This window comes from Prosthecobacter gellanilyticus, from assembly GCF_007992435.1.
Taxonomy (GTDB): domain Bacteria; phylum Verrucomicrobiota; class Verrucomicrobiia; order Verrucomicrobiales; family Verrucomicrobiaceae; genus Prosthecobacter; species Prosthecobacter gellanilyticus.
Genome location: NZ_BKAG01000020.1, coordinates 78789 through 95564, shown reverse-complemented (window position 1 = coordinate 95564; position 16776 = coordinate 78789). Strand labels below are relative to the sequence as shown.

The window sequence follows — 16776 nt, the reverse complement described above, 5'->3', positions numbered from 1 at the left end:
GGAACAAATTAACGTGGCTGGAGCACCATCAGCCCTGTCCTTGCACCTGCGGCGTAGCGCCCCGTGACCAGCCCTTGCTTCTGCAGCAGCGCTCCGCCCAGGGAAAGATTCACCTTCCTCGCGGAATCGACATACGTGCCGGTGACCAGCCCGGTGGAGGCGCTGAAGCTGAGAGTGAGCTTGTCAGGACCGTAATACAATAGTTGGTTGGCCACAGTCCAGGTCAACGTGCGATCCACTGCGGTGAGATCCAGGAGCGGCAGCGTGGACATGTCAGGTCCGCTGAGGCGCACCCAGCCATTGTAGAGAGAGTTGGTCAGCGCCGCAAAGGCCCGCTGGCCGGTGACCGGTGGAGTGTAGCGACTGCCGACCAAGGTACGCGTGCTGTCAAAGCCGCCCGGATAGCTGGTGGTGCCAGCCACTGCGACCGGCTTCACCCAGCGCAGAGATCCATCGAGATCACTCACAGCACCCACATCACGGAAGGTCAGCTTGCCGACGAGATAACCGCCGCTGGTGCCATACAAACTACGATGCACGAACCACTCCGCGCTGCGGGACACACGGCCGCCAAAGGTTACGCGCGTGCCATCCGCCAGGGTGAGCGTGCCTGTGCAGTCACCCATCGCTGAGACCGTCAGGTTTGCATAGCCATCGCCTCCTGGCTGCTGGGCCGTGTCCACGGCATCAGGCGCACGCACGGCCAGAGTGTAGCGGCCCGCCTGCGCTGCAGGTGCCACGGCCACATAGGTGGGATAGTGCGAAGCCTCGACCGTGTGAGTCAGCCCATCCGCCGTGAAAGTGCCGCTGATCTGCCAGTGGTCCGCCGTGAAGTCCACGCGCATGAGCTGAAGCTCTCCAGTGATGTTCGGGAGGCCCGTGCGGCTGATCACGATCGTGCTTTTGCCATCACTGCCCATGGTGCCCTTGAAAGCGTAGCGCTTGCCCAGAATGATCACTGTGCCGCTCAGGGCACCTGTTTGTGCGATAACGACGTTCTCGAGTCCACCCGTCATGTCCGCACCTCGCTTGAGCAGGCCGCCATAGCTGCCCGCCGCCAGACCGCTGAAGAGGCTGGTGGATACCTGCAGTGCTGTGGGCAGAACGGAAGGCACGGTGATGCGCGGCAACGCCCCTGCCGGATCACTACCAGGATAACCAAAATTAGTTCCAGGCTCGATCACCAGATCCCCGGCCTTGTTCGCGAGCAGGAAATTGCCACCCGCGATCTGCTGCTTTTGCAACACGGCTCCACCAAAGCTCACCGAGAGCCGGGTCATCGGATCCCGGTAGCTTCCCGTGAGAATCCCGGTGCTTGCAGCCAGGCTTGCGCTCAATGTCTCAGGACCAAAATAGCTGATGGCATTCGTGTTGAGCCAGTTCACCGTCTTCGCAAAGCCGCCATTCGGAATCGGCAGGCCAGCGACGGTAACCCGCGCATTGTAGTGCTGATCGGCCAGCGAGCTCAGCGCCCGCTGCCCGGTGGCAGGCGGCGTGTAGATGGCACCGATGAAGCTCGGCGTGAGATTGAAGCCCAGCGGATAGCTCGCATTCGCCGGCTTCGGATTCTTGATCCAGCTCAGTGGACCATCCAGATCACTCACCGCAGCCACATCACGGAAAGTCAGCACGCCAGCGATCTGCCCCTGACTGCTATAGAGAGGCTGGAAGAAATGCCACTGATTGTCCGCCGTGAGGAATCCACCGCTGGTGAAGGCCACGCCGTCTCCTGTCTTCCCGGAAGCCGTGATGACGCCTGAGGCACTGACTTTGGCAGATCCAAAGCCTTCGCCTTCCGGCACGGTGGGAGTGCCGGTGATCGTGCGCGGAATGAGAAAGGTGTAGCTCTTCACCAGTCCTGCGGGTGCCGGGTTCGCATTGCCAAAGGGTGCCTGCGCGATGGAGCCCGTGCCCGTGGTGCCATCGCCCGTGATGGTGCCCACCAAGGTCAGCGCACCGCTGGTGGTGATGCCAAGCTGCAAGGTCACACTCAGAGCCGTGTTACCCGTGCGCAGAATGGAGCCTGTGAAGCTTCCATTCGGCAGGAGAGTCCCCGAAAGCGGATAGGTGACACCATTGAAGATCACCTTCGCCGAAAACTTGCCAGTCTCCGTGACCGTGAAGCTCTGAATAGCACCAAGGCTCCTGCCATTGATGTCTCTCAGAATGCCTTGGTAGGTGCCCTTCGCGGCAGGGCTGAAAGCTTGCGCTGTGAAGCCCATTCCTGGCTCCACCGGGCCTGGAGGTACCACGCTGGTGTCCAGTACGATGACCGTGAGCTCGCCGATGGCACCCTGCCAGGCTCCTCGCACCTTCGCGGGTGAGTTGATAAAAACATCCCCTGCCGTGGCAAGGCCGCTCGTGCTGATGCCAGCCATCGGACCTTCACGCACGGTCCACGCAGGCTCTGCATTCCCCAGCCTAACCAGTGTTTCGTCATCCATCGTGGCTGTGGCGCTCAACTGAGTCGCCGCACCTTCCACCACGGAGGCAGAGTTCGCCGAGAGGCTCAGTGTCTTCGGCTCATAAAGCTGGCCCGCAAAGCCCTGACGTGCCGTGATCTGCGGACCAGTGGTGGTGCGTGTGTCGAAAGCATCGCCCAAAGTTCCGACATCGGAGTAAGTCGCACTTCCAGCACGACCGCTCGCGGATGGAAAGGCTGACTGCGCAAATGCATTTGGCATCCACAAACTCCCCATGGTCAAGGCCAGGCAAGCACGAGCGAACACGCCAGCGTGCTGACGTGAACGAAGAGATGCGCTGCTCTGGCTGTACAACATCTGGTTAGTGCGCGATGATGGTTCCCGCTGAGCTCAGCGGCATGAATTGATTGTCTCCAATGTATTGAAGCTCGATGGCAGACCCGCGTGGCCCGCGCAGGGATCCCGTGGTCGCTGTGGTCGTCGAAGGACCGCTTCCCGTTTCGCTGATGTAAAGCGTGCCGCCTTCATCTGCAGCCAGTAACTTGCTGCCATCTGCCGAAGTCCCCACGCCAGCCCAGACGCGGCTGGACTCGCGTGGCGCCCATGTATTGCCATCGTCGAAGGACACATAAAGCAGGCCGGTATCCACACCTGCCAGCAAGGTTCCACCGCTGGCTGAGGAGGTGATGCTGTACCAGTTCCGTGAGGAGTCTTTGGGTGTCCATGTCACGCCGGAGTCGGAGGAGACATACACCTGACCGCCCTGCACAACGGCTGCCAGTTTGGTCCCATCAGCGGATGAGGTCACATCAATCCAGTTCGCGCTCACCGCACGCTGGGTCCAGATCGCTCCTGAATCGATCGAAGTATAAATGAAACCATTCTGCACCGAGGCCACGAGTTTGGTGCCATCCGAAGAAGAGGCGACCGAGTTCCAGCTCCGCGTCGTCGCCACCGGATTCCAGCTGGCGCCTGAATCATCGGACACATAGATGAAGCCATTGAATGCCACGGCCACCAGTTTGGTGCCATCCGCCGAGATGGCGACCGCTCGCCAGTTGCGGTTGCTGTCACGCGGTGTCCAGCTTCCGCCCGAATCACCAGACACATAGATGCGTCCACCGCTCACCACAGCAGCCAGTTGCGTGCCACTGGCTGAGGACGTGACATCGCGCCACAGGCGGTTGCCGTCACGAGGTGTCCAGGTCTGACCGCCATCCGTGGAGGTGTAAATCTGATTGCCATCCGCCGTCGCCACAAGTTTGACACCATCGGCGGACGAGGCAATTCCGCTCCAGTTCCGCGCGCTTTCACGTGAAGTCCACACATTGCCTGGAGCACTGCGCAGTGTCATGGAAAGGATGCTCTGGGTGGCACCTGGCAGCACGCGCCAGCCGCCCTTCCCCGCACCTGAAATACGCACAATGTCACCCACAGCGGGACTGGCCGGCAGAGTGACCACAGCTTCAAAGGCATTCGTCAAAACATATCCTTGGTTAGACGTTGCAAGCTGTGTGGCACCTGCCACCACGTTCCATGGCACGGCACCCGGCACGGCGGTCAAGCCCGAGCCTGAACCCGTGAAGGTCGTCGCCGTCACGGCACCTGCGGTGAAGTCGCCGTTGGCATCACGCATGACCAGGGTCGAGGCCGTGTTGGCACTCGTGCCGGTGGTGGCGCTGTTCGCCACCTTGCCCGCCGTGGCGATGGTCGCGAGCTTGGTATCGACAATCCCGGCGCTGGCAGAGATGTCGACATTCACCAGGCTGCCATTGACCACCTTGCTGCTGTCCACCGAATCGGGGTCGAGACCCGCCAGCGGAATACCGGTCAAACCCGCGCCATTGCCGACAATCGTGCCCGCCAGGAAGATCTGGGTGTGAAGCCCGGAACTGCCGATGCGGACGATGCCTGCATCCGTATTCACACCAGGATTGCCAATGTGGATGTTGTTGGACGTCGTGGTGATGTTCGCGCCTGCCAGCCGGCCGAGGGCAATGTTGTTGTTACCCGACGTGTTCACCGCCAGAGCACCCTGGCCAATCGCGGTGTTTCGAGAGCCTGTGTCTGAGGCCTCCAGGGCGGAAACGCCCACTGCGGTGTTTTGATTCCCCGTGATGTTGTTGGTGGCAGCCATCATGCCGATGGCCACATTGGAACCGCCCGCGGTATTCTCGGCCAGTGCCAGACTGCCCAGCGCGGTGTTCTGCGAGCCCCCTGCCAGCACCGTGAGAGCACTCACACCCACACCGGTGTTCTGCGTCCCGGAGACGCTCAGATTGCCCGCACTGTTTCCTGCGAAAAAGTTTCCTGTGCCAAATGTGTGCATGATGCGCACGCCTCCCTGAAACAGCACACCGGCACCCGCCACAGTGGTCGCAGGCAGGCTGACAGCTCCATCCGTGGTCAAATTGCCCACGCTGAAAGCGCCGTTCGCATCGCGCATGACGATCGTGTTGGCGAGACGCAGGGAGGTCGCCGTGGTGGCGCTGTTGGCCACCTTTCCTACCGTACTGATGGTGGCCAGCTTGCTGTCAGCGATGGCCGCGGAGGCAAAGATGTCCGCGTTCCGGATGCCGTTCGCGAGGTTCAGCTTCGAGTAAGCGATGGCCGCGGCGCTGTTCACGTCCTCATTGACGATGGTGTCATTGATGATCTTCGAGGTGCCGACCGAGTCCGGCGTGATGGAAGCCGCCGAAAGATTGGTTAGGCCGGAGGCGTCGCCGTAAATCACGCCTGCGATATAGGTGCGCGTGTGGGTGCCTGAGACACCGATGCGAACGGTGCCCGACTCACCATCCACCCCCGCATTCGCGATGTGGATGTTGTTGCTGCCTGTCGTCAGGTTCGCGCCTGCGTCACGTCCGAGCGCAACGTTGTTGGAGCCGTTGGTGTTGGCGTTCAGCGCACGCCTGCCGATCGCGGTGTTGTCGCTGCCCGAGATGTTAAACCGCATGGCCTGATAACCCACCGCCGTGTTGGCAGATCCACTTTCATCCACCGAGAGCACGCCAGCGCCCACGGCAGTAATCTGGCTGCCCGTGGTGGAGAAATTACCTGTCAGACGTCCGGCGAAGAGGTTCTCCGTGCCATAGGTATGCAGCAGACGACTGCCGCTCTGTTGCAGCATGCCCGTCGTTAACGTGGTGGACGGCAGGTTGATGGCACCCGTGGCAAAGTTTCCGCTGGCATCGCGAGCGACGATCGTGCTCGCGATGTTTGAACTCGTCGCCGTGCTGCCAAGAGTCACCGCGCCGTTGCTGGCACTCACCGTAATGCCACCGCCACCCGTCAAAGACACCACACCGGTGTTGGTGAGGGTGACCGTGCCACCGAGTGTCGTCAAACCGCCACCCGAAAGCCCTGCGCCCGGTGTGATGGTGAGTGATGAAGTCGCAAGCTGCGCATTGCTGATGGCACCCACGGCCAGCTTTTCAGCAGTCACTGAGCCATTCATGAGCTTGTCCGTCGTAACCGCGTTGGTCGCCAGCTTGTCCACGGTCACCGAACCGATGGCGAGCTTGTCGGCAGTCACCGCGCCAGCAAAGAGCTTGTCCGTGGTGATGGCATCCGTGGCCACCTTGTCATTGCTCACCGCGCCAATCGCCAGCTTGTCCGTCGTGACTGCCCCCGTGAAGATCTTGTCCGTGGAAACCGCACCCGCCGTGATCTTCGCGCCTGTGACGGTGTTGTCAGGGATGTTGGCAGCCGTCATGGCATAACCAACAGCAGCGAGACGACGGTCGGGGGTCAGCAGCTGGAAACCACTCACGCCATCACTGAACCACACGCGCAGATGTACATCACCATTGGCAAAGACCGAGGCTGGAATCACCGTCATGTTCGCCAGGGTCGTGTCTCCCAGCAGCACGGAATAGAGGCCCTTGCTCACCGGCAATGTCACCGGGAGGGTCGGCGCGCTGCCACCATTGCTGGAGGCATCATTGCTCCAGTAGCTGGTGGTGCCGGCGGTGTTCACAAGCGCGAACTTGAACAGGCCATTGCCGTCAAAGTTCACGCCGCTGACAGCCACCCTGCCCTGGTAGTTGATGATCGGCGGCACCTGGGCGCACACCAGGCAGGCGCTGCTCAGGAGAGCCAGCAGCGCAAAAAGGAGAAAGTGTTTCATAAGAGGCCGGAGATGGGAGGGGAGGAAAAAAGTCAGGAGTGCCGGGGTTGAAGGTGCATCAGCACTTTCACGACCCCGCATTACAAAGGGAGGGCGAATCAGGTTTGGAGCTCCTTTTGGAGGTAGAACCTCTCAAAGCGGCCCTTGCCGATGCCTGGGAGGGTACCGAAGATGGTATAGCCGCATTTCTCATAAAAGGCGCGGGCCTGGAAGTTAAAGGTATCCACCTCCGCCAGCGTGCAGCCGCGGATGCGGGCGGCCTTCTCAGCGGCAAAAAGCAGCTTCTGCCCGAAGCCTCTGCCGCGCAGTGAATCCGAAACCCAGAGCGTGTCAATATGCAGCCAGGACCACAGCGTCCAGCCGAGAAGGCCACCATGCGGCAGGCCATTTTCGTCCCGGAGAAACACCGCCAGCGGCTTGTGGTCCAGACCACCGCTGGCCTTGGCATTGAACTGCGCCATCTGGGCATACAGCCAGTCGACGTCCTTGCCGCCTTGATGCGGCTCGACGCAGGCCTTGAAGACCGTGCCTGAGGCTGGGGGGCTGTCAGTGCTGCTGCTCATGGAATTCTTTCACCCAGCGGAGAACCTCCGCCATGGGTTCGATGAGGTCGGCAGGGACATAGCGGTCCATGTCCACCTTTTCATAAAGGGCGCGTGCGAGAGGGATGTGCTGCATGACGGGGATGCCTTCCTGCTTGGCCACCTCCACCATGCGGCGCGCCACGTAGTCCTCGCCCTTGGCGAGCACGACAGGCATCTTGTTGTCCTCTTCTTTGTAATAGATGGCGATGGCCAGATGGGTGGGGTTAGTCACGACGACGCTGGATTTTCGGGTTCGTTCCATGGTGTCATTCATCACCATCTCCTGATGGATCTGTTTGCGCTTGCCTTTGATCTCGGGATTGCCCTCGCTCTCCTTATACTCGCGCTTCACCTCATCCTTGCTCATCTTGAGCTGTTTGATGTGCTGGAACTTCTGGAAGAAGTAATCCGCCGCCGCGATGGCGATGTAAACCATCGTGATGTTCACCGCCAGATTGCTGAGCATGGGCTTCAGGCTGTACAGCACCCCTTCCTCCCCGGCATACGGGATGCGCGTGAGCGGATCCAGCGAGTTCTTCGTCACGATGTAGATGAGCACCGCGATGATGATGACCTTCGTGGCGTTCTTGAGGAACTCGATGATGTTCTTCATCGAGAACATCTGCTTCGCCTTGTCGAGCGGATTGAGCTTCTTCAGCTCGGGCTTGATAGGCTCCATGGTGAGCAGGAAGCCCACCTGGATGTAATTGAAGGCAATGCCGACCACCATCACCACCACCAGCATGGGCGCGGAGAGCAGCAGGATCTTGAAGACCATGCCGTAGAGCACCTCGTCCACCACCTCGCGGAAGGGCTGGGTGTAAAAGGCCGTGGGCAGCAGCATGAGCGCCTTGCACTCCTCCACATAGGACGGCCAGAGGATGGAGATGGTCACGAAGCTCGCCACCGTCAGCGCCGCGGAAGTCACATCCTGGCTCTTCGCGATCTGGCCCTTGTTCCGGGCATCGCGAAGCTTTTTCGGTGTTGGTGGCTCCGTCTTCTCGCTCATGATGAGTTACTTGAAGAAACCGTGGTAAAAGAGACTCCACTTCTGCGGGGTCATGATCTGCTCCTTGAAGAAACCGAGCAGGAAGACGAGATAGAAAATGATGAGGAGCGAGGCGATGCCGCTCTTCACCGGCATGGCCAGGAAGAACACGTTCAACTGCGGGCTGAAACGGTTCATCAAGCCCAGCCCGAACTCCGCGATGAACATGGCGATGATGATCGGCGCCGAGTAGGTGATGATCAGGCCCATGATGTTGTCCAGCAGGCCGAGGCAGGTCATGGCAAACCCGGGCTGGAAGGTCGGGAAATAGGAGAAGACCGGCCAGGTGATGTAGCTGTCATACATGATGGTCAGGAAGGAGAAGAAACCTCCGCCAAGGAAGAACAGCACCCCGAGCACCTTCGTGAATAACACACCGAACAAGCTGCTGCTGCCACCGGACATGGGGTCAAACATTTCCGCCATGCTGGAGCCGCGCTGGTTATCAATGAAGAAGCCCGTGCCTTCAGCCACCCAGAAGACCAGGCCCGTGCAGAAACCGATGAGCATGCCAAGCGCGATCTCCTTCACCAGCACGCCGAGCAGAAACAGCGGCCAGAAGTTCGAGTCCGGGATGTTGATCGTGCTTTGCAGCGTGATCGGCAGGGCCATGAGGCTGAGCGAGATGATCACCACCTGCCGCGCCATGCCCATGATGAACTGATCACCAAAAAAGGGGGAGATCAGGAGCGCGGACATCATTCTCGGCACCGTGAAAGCCACGATGAGAAACAGCGTCCGGACATCGTAGTCGCCCATCATCTTTGCAGAGTCGGGAAGGTGTCAAAAATATGCAGGGTGTACTTGTACATCTCCGCGCCTGTCCACCCGGCGGTCAGCAGAAGCACCATGGTGACCACGATGAGCTTCACGGCGAAACCGAGGGTCTGCTCCTGAACCTGCGTCAGCGCCTGGATCAAGCTCACCAGCACCCCCACCACCGTCGCGACGATGATCGGCGGCATGGAAAGGATGAGCACCAGGATGAGAGCCTGGTTGGTCATTTCGAGCAGGAAACTTTGATTCATTCAGAAATGGGAAAAGAGATGCGCGCGCCGTCGTCAGCCACCACCGCCGCCACCGTGCAGCACATAGGTCAGCACGAGGCCGTGGATCAGGCGTGCCCAGCCATCGATCAGCACGAAGAGCAGCAGCTTGAACGGCAGGGAGATCGTCATCGGAGACACCATCATCATACCCATGGCGAGCAGGATGTTGGAGACGATGAGGTCGATCGCGATGAAGGGCAGGTAGAGCAGGAAACCGATCTGGAAGGCGGAGGTCAGCTCGCTGACGGTGAAGGCCGGGATCAGCACGAAGAAGCTGTCAGCGGGGATCTCCACCTTGGACTTGTCTCCCCACACGCGGCGGGCGGTGTCCACGAAGAACTTCTTCTCGTGAGAGGTGGTGTGCCGGTTCAGGAACTCACGGATAGGTGTGCTTCCCTTCTCCAGCACCACCCTTAGCTTCGTCGCATTGAAGTTGCTAAAATCCTCCTTCTCCACGGCGGCGAACGTGGCCTGGCCGACGGGGGCCATGATGTAGATGGTGAGGATGACCGCGATGCCGTTCAGCACCATGTTTGGCGGGATCTGCTGGATACCCAGCGCATTGCGAACAAGGCTCAGCACCACCACCAGCTTCACATAGGACGTCGCCATGATGGCAAAGAACGGTGCCATGGAAAGCACCGCCGTGAGCAGGATCAGCGTAAGCGGATCGGGGATCTGAAAAGAGGTCATGGTGCGGAAAACTCGGTCACTCGGACGCCCAGATGCTCCCCCACTTCGATCAGCTGGCCTTTGCCGATGGGTTTGCCGTTGGCACAAATGGTGAGGTCAGCACCCGCAGGGCTGCCAAGATCAAAGGTGAAGCCCGGCGCCAGGCTGCGCAGCTCACCCACGGTGATAGTGGTCTGGCCGACCACGAAGGTCAGCTCGATCTCGATGTCGTTCACAGAAGCAGAGGAGGCATTGGCCATAGTGTTGGCGGGAGCGGTGATGAGTTGTTTGAGAGAGAAGACCTTGGCATCCAGGGTGCCAATGCCTGCGCGGCGGCCGCCGAGATAAAAGGCACACTCCTTGGCCGCGCGGTAGTCCATCAGATCAGCAAAGAGGACGTCATGCACCTCCACGGATCTCAGCTCACTCAGCTTCAGTGCCATGCTGGCGGCGGAGAGCTGGACGAGCACGGGCAGCTTGGCATCATCCTGCGCAGTCACGGGAGCGCGCTCCATCAAGCTAGCCAGATGAGCCAGTGCCGCGTCATCGCCATGCACGCTGCCGTGCATCCAGGCGATCTCGCTGCCACGGTTGATATTCCATTCAATCACTTCCTCAGGCGCATGCCGATGGCTGAACGGCTGGACGGAGGTGATCGACACATCGATCCCGCCCTTGCTCAAGGCCCCGAAGAGCTCGCCAAAGCAGGCCTCCATGAGTCCGCAGGCCAGATCAGATGGCAGGGCCTGCAGATCAATGCCCACCAGCGTGGGAGAGATCCAGGCAAGCTCAGGCAGACGGCTGATCTCCATCGTCAGCGCATGACCTCCCAGATTCAGCGCGAGGACCCAGCTGCCGCGTGGATTCACGAGCAGGTTGGTGAAGCTGAACTGCGCGGGCTGTCCGTTCCACTCAAAGCGCAGCGGCCGGTTTTTGCCAGCGATGCGGTTGGAGAGGCGGATGAACTCGGGACGGAAGGTGGATCGTGGAGGTGACTGGCTCACTCGGGAGTGTGTGAGAATGGTTCAACTATTCGTTACCCTGCTGCTGTGCCAGCTCCCAGGGAGTGTGGCGGTTGCGGGAGCGGCCGTCCTGCGGCTGGCCGCTTTCATGCTGGACGGTCACCTGCGCACCTTCAGGCAGGTTCAGGCGCTCATTGAGACGCTGGGAAAGCTGGGTGGTGGAGTCATTCAGCACACGTGCCCAGTAAGCATTTGTGGTGTCAAACTCCACGCGTAGCTGGCCGCCATCCTCACGCCACATACGCACTTCCGTGCCGGGCATGATGTTCTCGGCGATCTTGATGCGCACTTCAGCATTCTGACCATGGAGAGGATCGGTGACGAGCACGCGGTCCGCCATCTCATTCATGAGGTTGCTGACATGCTCAATGCGGTCTGCCGTGGCAGGACCACTGACCTGTGCTGCAGCCGTGGCGGCGGCGGTGGACTGGCTGTCGAGAGACTGCAGGATGCTGTGACCGAGCGTGACGACATCGGAAACAGGCACTTCAGCCACAGCGGGAAGGTCTGGACGGTCCACATTCACCTGCGCCGCGTTGCGGGTGGAGTTCGATGTGAAGGCATCCTCAAGAGCCTTGCGCAGCGCATCAGCCGCGGAAGGTGTGTTGCTGATGGTGAGCGGGCTCTGGGCTGGCTCTGCCTTCAGAGTCGTGAGGAGGTTCTGAAGCTGCGAGAGAGCTTCAGCATCATTCGTTAGGTCACCGCCGGCCTTGAGCTTGTCACCCAGGCTGTTCAGCACGGGCACCAGTGAAGGTGGAACACTGCCGTCATCGAGCAGGTTCTGCATCAGGCTGGCGAGGCGGTCCGAAAGCTCAGGGGTGAGCTTGGACTTGTCCTCAACGAGGGTGACACCAAAGGCTGGCTGCTGAGTCCCAGCACCACCCATGAGAGCGCGCAGGGCTTCCAGCGCTGCTGCATCACTGCCGAGCAGATCGGAAGCGATGCTGCTGTCCTCGTCGAGCGAGGTAGACTTCGGAGGTGAGTAGGATTCAATTGAGTTCATAACTGGCTTCGTCCGGGTGGAGGTTTAGATCATTTTTCGGGCCGCTGAAGTCCTCGAGTTCGAGGTCGGCGAGGCGCTCGGCCTCGAGATTTTGTTCATCCTGCCAGGTCACCCGATGCTCGAGAAGCTTCTCGAGATCCTGCGTGGCCTGCTTGAAGGCTTGCTTGGCTTTTTCCAGCTCTTCCTTCGCGCGGTCGAGCTCGCCTTCCGCCTTGCGCACTTGATCGATGAAATCCAGCTCGCGCTCGCGGATGGAGGAGATCTCCAGACGGATGTCTGTGATGTCACCCAGCTTCACCGGGCGGCGCATGATGGACTGGATGAGGCGCTCTTCCTCGATGACACGCCACTTGGAGTATTCTTCCAGCTCCTTTTGCTTGGCTGCGAGATGCTTCTCCGCCTCCAGCACGACACGGCGCGCGGCCGTGACGGCCTTGCTGGCTTTGTCTTCGCGATGCTCGCGAACAAAAACCATGTCTTGGAGTGGGTAGCGCGCCATGATCGTTTATTTGGCGAGTTGGATCATGGCCTGAAGCGTCTGGTCGTAGCTGCTCTGCTCCCGCAGGCCCTGCTTCAGGAAGTTGTTGATGGAATCGATCTTGGCGATGGCCTCGTCGGCAGCGGCATCACTGCCCTTCTTGTATTCACCGATGCGGACGAGCAGCTCCACCTCCTGATACTTGGACATGAGATTGCGGATCTTGCCCGCGGCCTTCATGTGATCCGGCGTGGTGATGGCGGTGAACAGACGGCTCACGCTGGCCAGCGCATCAATGGCTGGATAATGATTCGCGGCACCGAGCTTGCGGCTGAGAACGATGTGACCATCGAGAATCGAGCGGGTCTCATCGGCGACCGGCTCAGTCATGTCATCACCTTCGACGAGCACGGTGTAGAGAGCGGTGATGCTGCCTTTATCCGAGCAGCCAGCGCGTTCCATCATTCGTGGCAGCGTGGCAAACACGGACGGCGGGAAACCACGGCGTGTGGGCGGCTCACCCGCAGCGAGACCGATCTCACGCAGAGCACGGGCGAAGCGGGTGACGCTGTCCATGAGGAGCAGCACCTTCTTCCCCTGGTCACGGAAATATTCAGCGATCGCGGTCGCTACATAGGCGCACTTCAGACGCTCCATGGAAGGGCGGTCGGAGGTGGCGATCACGGTGACGGCGCGCTTCACACCTTCTTCACCGAGGTCACGCTCCAGGAACTCACGCACCTCACGACCACGCTCACCGATGAGGGCGAGCACGACGATGTCAGCAGTGGTGTTGCGAATGATCTGGCTGAGCAGCGTGCTCTTGCCACCACCAGCGGCAGCGAAGATGCCCATGCGCTGGCCTTCACCACAAGTGAGCAGTCCATCCAGGGCACGAACGCCAAGGCTGATGGGCCTGCTGATCAGTTCACGCGTCATCGCATTCGGCGGATCCGCGGTGACGGGGTAGTAGTCTTCAATCTTGATGGGGCCTTTGCCATCAGACGGATTGCCGAGTCCATCCAGCACACGGCCCAGCATGTCATTGCTAACTGGCACTTTGTGAATCTCCCCGGTGGGAATGACTTCGGTCGTGGAGGAGAGGCCGAGCATCTCACCGAGCGGGGTGATGATGGCGAGATTCTTTTGGAAGCCGACGACCTCACCGAGAATGCCTTCTTCTTCCCAAGGGTTCTTCAAGCGCACGAGCTCGCCAATCTTGGCACCAGGAGCATAGGCCCGCAGGATGGTGCCGGTGACCTGAGTCACACGACCACGAAGGCTGAGCGGCGGCACGGAATCAATGCCGCGCTTCAGGCGCGTGGTCAGCGAATCAAAGTCAAAGGTGGGCGGCGTCATTGTCAGTTATTTCATGGAGCGGATCAGGGCCTTCTCGATGGCCTTGAGCTGCGTTTCGAGCGTGGCATCCACCACACCGATCTCGGTTTCGAGGACACAACCGTTTTCAGGCAGGCGGCTGTCAGCCTGCACATCCAGAAACTGGATCTTCGGAAAGGTCTGCATGATGGCGGAGAGCCGGCTCTTCAGCCAGTCAGCCTGCCCCGGAGACACACGCACGGTGACATGGTTTTCGTTACGCGTGCTTTCCAGCGCGCGGCGGACGATCTTCTCGATGAGGTCGTGCTGGTTCATCTCCCCGATCACACTGCGCACGGCGCGCATGACGAGGTCCACCATCACATCTTCCACCTTGGAGAAGTAAGCGGCGCTCTGCCCCATGCACTCCACGATGTGCTCGGCGATCTGCGCCTTGCCCTCTTCCTGGCCTTGCTGAAAGCCTTCCTGGCGCTTCGTTTCGGCATCGGCGATGGCCTGCTGACGGATGAGCGTGGCCTCATGACGGGCGGCATCAAGGATGCGCTGGCCGTCGATGATGAACGCATGCTCATCTCGTTTCAGGATCTTGGAATCTGGGGCGACGGCGACGCCGCTCTTTTCTAGGCAAAGCATTTCGTCTCTCCTTCGGTTAAAACTTCGGTGCTGATTTTGCGGATGCGGTTCCAGGCACGTTCGCGGATGTCCTGCGGAACGCGGCGGAGCGTTCTTTCGGCGACAGCCATCGGCAGCTTCAGCACAAACCTCTGCTGGATGGGGTCTGCCTCGTCACAGGCGGCGGAGGTCAGCAGGTTCCAGCCGAGCTCCATGGCGTTGTCATACAGTGGCTTGTCACTCTCAGGCAGCACCGCATCACTCTCCGGGATGATGAAGCGGGCGCGGCGCAGGGCAAAGGAGTGGGCGTCCTCGCCGAAGGTGCTTTTGATCTCCTGCATCTGCACCTTGCCGATGACGGAGGCGATGCGCGGCCAGCTCAGGGCAGCGGCGGCGAAACGAGCGAGCTTGGCAAGGGTCTCGGGAGCCAGCAGATTCAGACGGCGGCGGGGTTCCTCGAAGTCCCACACGGGCTCATGCGCATTCAGATCCAGAATGTTGCGCAGCCACTTCGCGAGATGGGCCGAACCATGAGTGGCACCGGCCAGCGCCTTCACGACCTTGGCATCAGGCAGGCGATCCATGACTTCCGGATGAACCCAGTACTGCGGACGGCTGTTGAAGTCAAAGACCACCCGGAACAGGTCCGGATTAGCCTTTGCCTGCTGTGCATACCATCCTCCAGGAGTGCTCATGCTGTGGTGTTTCGAAAAAGAAAATAAAATAGATTAGGCTGCCGGCTTCCTGCTGCGCATGGCGGCAAAGAAGATGGCGGCAATCAGGAAACCACCACCGGCACTGGCGGCCGGGATGCCCCAGGGCGGAAGCTTGGCCTGCCATTTGGCAAGCATGCTGTTCTCGTCCGAGTGCTCATTCTTGGGCGGCGGCGGGATGGCGTCTGCCTGGCTCATGATGAGCTCCACGTTTTCAAAGGTGAGGCCTTCCACCGACTTCGTGACGAGGTTCTTCAGGTCAGGCGTGGAGCTTTCCACGTCGTAACCAGCGCGGAACTTGATGAACACGGAGGCCGAGGCCGGTGTGGTCTTGTCACTCAGCGGGTCGTTGTTCGGCAGGGCGATGTGCACCTTGGCGGCGATGACGCCGTCGATCTTCATGAGGGTGTCCGAGAGCTCCTGGGACAGGGCATCGATAAAGCGGATGCGCTCCTCGGTGGGCGAGGAGACGAGGCCGCTCTTCTGGAAAACCTCTCCCATCTTGACGAGCTTTTCACGCGGCAGGCCCAGGGCCTGAAGCGTGTGCATGGCGAGCGGGAAATCATCCTGCGGGACCTGAAGAATCCACAAGCCTTCCTTGGCAGCGACTTTCACGCATTCGATCTTCTGCTCGAGAAGGTGGGCCATGATTTCATTGGCCTCCTCTTCATGCAGTTCGCTGAACAGCGGAACCTTGGCGCAACTGACGAGGATGACGGGGATGAGCACCAGCAAAAGCCGGCGAAGGTAGGGCAGAGAGGATCTCACAGCTTCGGGATAGAGGGAATTCAGATTCAGCAGACAGCGGTTTCGGGAGTAACCGGGATCAGCCGCCTTTGCTCAGTTCTTTGATGGTGTTGGTGCCGGCCTTGGAGGCGTTGTCCACACCCATGACCGACATGGTCCAGCGGGCGATTTCAACCTGGAGAGCCATGAGCTCACCGAAGTTGCTGCCGAGCTCGAGAGGATCGGTGTTGGCGATGTGCTCCAGCTTGTTGGTGATGTTGGACAGGGAGTCGTTGTAACCCGTGTTGAACTTGGACACACCGTCGAGGATGGAGTCCCCCATGGTGCGGAAACCGCTCTGCTCGATCCGGTTGGTGGGCGGCATCACGTCGACGTTTTCACCGGCGGGCTGGATGCCGGCGACGAGCGCGCGAAGGCGGTCGACGTCGGCTGCGGAAGAGGCCTGCACGGTCACAGGCATCATCTGGCTGAAGGTCGCCGGTGCCGGGACGGCAGCAGCGATGGCGATAGGTGTCATAGAAGTTTGAGATTGGGTTTGAGCTGGTCAGGGCTCATGGCCAGGACGTTGCGCGCCATGGCGGCGGCATCTGGATCAGCCGTCTGTGAAGTGACCTCTTGAAGAAGGGCGAGACCCTCGTCCTCATCCCCGCGCAGGCGCAGCGCCACACCGAGGTGGGCGCGCGCCAGTGCGCTGTCAGGATTGAGTTCGAGAGCACCTTCCCGCAAGGTTTTCACGGCTACCTCATAATGACCCGAAAGGAGCGCCACGACGGCGGCCCCGATGACGGGAATCTCACTCTCAGGACGCACAGCGCCGACACCGTCGAAGATGGAGATGGCTTCTTTATGAAGGCCATTCCATGCGGCTGTGTAGCCGACCCGCATGAGCAGGCGGACCAGTTCGGAATCGATGTGGACCATGGTTTAAGAGGGAGAAAAAATGAGAGAGAACGATGAA

General features: G+C 60.2%; 16 protein-coding genes. All 16 read right to left on the bottom strand.

The genetic code is table 11. The features are described 5' to 3' along the window. Positions 1 to 8 precede the first annotated feature (8 nt). On the bottom strand, positions 9 to 2684 hold the full coding sequence (locus BGE01nite_RS15080; RefSeq protein WP_146851314.1) for a hypothetical protein: 2676 nt from the start codon (positions 2682 to 2684) through the stop codon (positions 9 to 11). A 100-nt stretch (positions 2685 to 2784) separates the two neighbouring features. Beyond that, on the bottom strand, positions 2785 to 6552 hold the full coding sequence (locus BGE01nite_RS15075) for a beta strand repeat-containing protein (RefSeq protein WP_146851313.1): 3768 nt from the start codon (positions 6550 to 6552) through the stop codon (positions 2785 to 2787). A gap of 98 nt (positions 6553 to 6650) precedes the next feature. Continuing rightward, positions 6651 to 7115: a GNAT family N-acetyltransferase gene (locus BGE01nite_RS15070; RefSeq protein ID WP_146851312.1), complete on the bottom strand. Its 465-nt coding sequence runs from the start codon at positions 7113 to 7115 to the stop codon at positions 6651 to 6653. Beyond that, positions 7099 to 8145, bottom strand: coding sequence for a type III secretion system export apparatus subunit SctU (sctU, locus tag BGE01nite_RS15065; protein WP_146851311.1), 1047 nt, complete (start codon positions 8143 to 8145; stop codon positions 7099 to 7101). Before sctU ends, BGE01nite_RS15070 begins: the two co-directional genes overlap by 17 nt. A 6-nt stretch (positions 8146 to 8151) precedes the next feature. Then, on the bottom strand, positions 8152 to 8946 hold the full coding sequence (gene sctT / locus BGE01nite_RS15060) for a type III secretion system export apparatus subunit SctT (protein WP_146851310.1): 795 nt from the start codon (positions 8944 to 8946) through the stop codon (positions 8152 to 8154). After that, entirely contained in the window at positions 8943 to 9212 is a 270-nt protein-coding gene (gene sctS / locus BGE01nite_RS15055) for a type III secretion system export apparatus subunit SctS (protein WP_146851309.1), read from the bottom strand. The genes sctT and sctS overlap by 4 nt, the downstream gene beginning before the upstream one ends. A gap of 33 nt (positions 9213 to 9245) precedes the next feature. Beyond that, the gene (gene sctR, locus BGE01nite_RS15050; protein ID WP_146851308.1) at positions 9246 to 9926 is read right to left on the bottom strand and encodes a type III secretion system export apparatus subunit SctR; all 681 of its coding nucleotides are present in this window, start codon (positions 9924 to 9926) and stop codon (positions 9246 to 9248) included. Further along, complete coding sequence (gene sctQ / locus BGE01nite_RS15045; protein WP_146851307.1) at positions 9923 to 10909, bottom strand: type III secretion system cytoplasmic ring protein SctQ; 987 nt, start codon at positions 10907 to 10909, stop codon at positions 9923 to 9925. The genes sctR and sctQ overlap by 4 nt, the downstream gene beginning before the upstream one ends. Positions 10910 to 10934: 25 nt before the next feature. Further along, the gene (locus tag BGE01nite_RS15040; protein WP_146851306.1) at positions 10935 to 11930 is read right to left on the bottom strand and encodes a type III secretion HpaP family protein; all 996 of its coding nucleotides are present in this window, start codon (positions 11928 to 11930) and stop codon (positions 10935 to 10937) included. Beyond that, the gene (gene sctO, locus BGE01nite_RS15035; RefSeq protein ID WP_146851305.1) at positions 11917 to 12429 is read right to left on the bottom strand and encodes a type III secretion system stalk subunit SctO; all 513 of its coding nucleotides are present in this window, start codon (positions 12427 to 12429) and stop codon (positions 11917 to 11919) included. Before sctO ends, BGE01nite_RS15040 begins: the two co-directional genes overlap by 14 nt. 6 nt (positions 12430 to 12435) lie before the next feature. After that, positions 12436 to 13767, bottom strand: coding sequence for a type III secretion system ATPase SctN (gene sctN / locus BGE01nite_RS15030; RefSeq protein WP_146851304.1), 1332 nt, complete (start codon positions 13765 to 13767; stop codon positions 12436 to 12438). 6 nt (positions 13768 to 13773) lie between these two features. Beyond that, the gene (locus tag BGE01nite_RS15025) at positions 13774 to 14379 is read right to left on the bottom strand and encodes an HrpE/YscL family type III secretion apparatus protein (protein ID WP_146851303.1); all 606 of its coding nucleotides are present in this window, start codon (positions 14377 to 14379) and stop codon (positions 13774 to 13776) included. Continuing rightward, a complete protein-coding gene (locus BGE01nite_RS15020) occupies positions 14367 to 15053 on the bottom strand; it encodes a SctK family type III secretion system sorting platform protein (RefSeq protein WP_146851302.1) in 687 nt (228 codons plus the stop codon). Before BGE01nite_RS15020 ends, BGE01nite_RS15025 begins: the two co-directional genes overlap by 13 nt. 33 nt (positions 15054 to 15086) lie before the next feature. Continuing rightward, positions 15087 to 15839 carry a type III secretion system inner membrane ring lipoprotein SctJ gene (gene sctJ, locus BGE01nite_RS15015; RefSeq protein WP_170266806.1) on the bottom strand — a complete coding sequence of 251 codons (753 nt, stop codon included), beginning with the start codon at positions 15837 to 15839 and terminating at the stop codon, positions 15087 to 15089. 58 nt (positions 15840 to 15897) lie between these two features. Beyond that, positions 15898 to 16335: a hypothetical protein gene (locus BGE01nite_RS15010; RefSeq protein WP_146851300.1), complete on the bottom strand. Its 438-nt coding sequence runs from the start codon at positions 16333 to 16335 to the stop codon at positions 15898 to 15900. Continuing rightward, the gene (locus BGE01nite_RS15005) at positions 16332 to 16739 is read right to left on the bottom strand and encodes a tetratricopeptide repeat protein (protein ID WP_146851299.1); all 408 of its coding nucleotides are present in this window, start codon (positions 16737 to 16739) and stop codon (positions 16332 to 16334) included. Before BGE01nite_RS15005 ends, BGE01nite_RS15010 begins: the two co-directional genes overlap by 4 nt. Positions 16740 to 16776: the final 37 nt, after the last annotated feature.

Coding starts and splice junctions, on each gene's coding strand:
- BGE01nite_RS15080 (WP_146851314.1), bottom strand. CDS start 2,684: ATGCCAAATGCATTTGCGCAGTCAGCCTTTCCATCCGCGAGCGGTCGT.
- BGE01nite_RS15075 (WP_146851313.1), bottom strand. CDS start 6,552: ATGAAACACTTTCTCCTTTTTGCGCTGCTGGCTCTCCTGAGCAGCGCC.
- BGE01nite_RS15070 (WP_146851312.1), bottom strand. CDS start 7,115: ATGAGCAGCAGCACTGACAGCCCCCCAGCCTCAGGCACGGTCTTCAAG.
- sctU (WP_146851311.1), bottom strand. CDS start 8,145: ATGAGCGAGAAGACGGAGCCACCAACACCGAAAAAGCTTCGCGATGCC.
- sctT (WP_146851310.1), bottom strand. CDS start 8,946: ATGATGGGCGACTACGATGTCCGGACGCTGTTTCTCATCGTGGCTTTC.
- sctS (WP_146851309.1), bottom strand. CDS start 9,212: ATGAATCAAAGTTTCCTGCTCGAAATGACCAACCAGGCTCTCATCCTG.
- sctR (WP_146851308.1), bottom strand. CDS start 9,926: ATGACCTCTTTTCAGATCCCCGATCCGCTTACGCTGATCCTGCTCACG.
- BGE01nite_RS15040 (WP_146851306.1), bottom strand. CDS start 11,930: ATGAACTCAATTGAATCCTACTCACCTCCGAAGTCTACCTCGCTCGAC.
- sctO (WP_146851305.1), bottom strand. CDS start 12,429: ATGGCGCGCTACCCACTCCAAGACATGGTTTTTGTTCGCGAGCATCGC.
- sctN (WP_146851304.1), bottom strand. CDS start 13,767: ATGACGCCGCCCACCTTTGACTTTGATTCGCTGACCACGCGCCTGAAG.
- BGE01nite_RS15025 (WP_146851303.1), bottom strand. CDS start 14,379: ATGCTTTGCCTAGAAAAGAGCGGCGTCGCCGTCGCCCCAGATTCCAAG.
- BGE01nite_RS15020 (WP_146851302.1), bottom strand. CDS start 15,053: ATGAGCACTCCTGGAGGATGGTATGCACAGCAGGCAAAGGCTAATCCG.
- BGE01nite_RS15010 (WP_146851300.1), bottom strand. CDS start 16,335: ATGACACCTATCGCCATCGCTGCTGCCGTCCCGGCACCGGCGACCTTC.
- BGE01nite_RS15005 (WP_146851299.1), bottom strand. CDS start 16,739: ATGGTCCACATCGATTCCGAACTGGTCCGCCTGCTCATGCGGGTCGGC.